This is a genomic window from Pseudoalteromonas sp. TB51 (assembly GCF_000498055.1).
In the GTDB taxonomy this organism is placed as follows: Bacteria; Pseudomonadota; Gammaproteobacteria; order Enterobacterales; family Alteromonadaceae; genus Pseudoalteromonas; species Pseudoalteromonas atlantica.
Genome location: NZ_AUTO01000268.1, coordinates 1 through 636 on the forward strand (window position 1 = coordinate 1; position 636 = coordinate 636).

Below are 636 nucleotides of genomic sequence, written 5' to 3' on the forward strand. Positions count from 1 at the left end.
CTGCCATTATTGGTTTAGGCGATGAGCAAATAAAAACAGCATGTGAAGAGTCTGCACAAGGCGAAGTTGTTTCACCGGTAAATTATAACTCACCAGGGCAAGTTGTTATTGCTGGGCATAAAGCTGCTGTTGATAGAGCTTCACAAGCGTGTAAAGATGCCGGCGCAAAACGTGCCTTACCACTGAGTGTAAGCGTGCCTTCACATTGTGAATTAATGAAACCAGCGGCTGAAAAACTCGCAAATGATTTAGCCGCTTTAACATTTAATACACCTAAGTGTGATGTAATTAATAATGTTGATGTAAAAGCACAAAGCTCGGCTGATGCAATTAAAGATGCATTGGTACGTCAACTATACAGCCCAGTTCGTTGGACAGAAACAGTACAGGCTTTAGTTGCTCAAGGTATTACGCAAAGCTACGAATTTGGCCCAGGTAAAGTATTAACTGGCCTTGCAAAACGAATTGATAAAGCAATGGTATGTGGCTCAGTAAATGACGCTGCTGCTATCGACGCTGCAAAATAAGAGAATATAAAATGACTAATTTATTTTCATTAGAGGGCAAAGTTGTCCTAATTACTGGCGCAAGCCGTGGTATTGGTAAAGCAATTGCAAACACTTTAGTAGCGCAAGC

At 41.2% G+C, this 636-nt stretch carries 1 protein-coding gene and 1 pseudogene (1 of these 2 only partly in view); both read left to right on the forward strand.

Annotation, left to right across the window (positions count from 1 at the left end):
• A partial coding sequence (locus tag L650_RS0115710) for an ACP S-malonyltransferase (RefSeq protein WP_029773695.1) occupies nucleotides 1–527 on the forward strand: 527 nt, incomplete at its 5' end.
• Nucleotides 528–538: 11 nt separating this feature from the next.
• Nucleotides 539–636: pseudogene (fabG, locus tag L650_RS0115715) on the forward strand (3-oxoacyl-ACP reductase FabG); it runs 642 nt beyond the window's last position.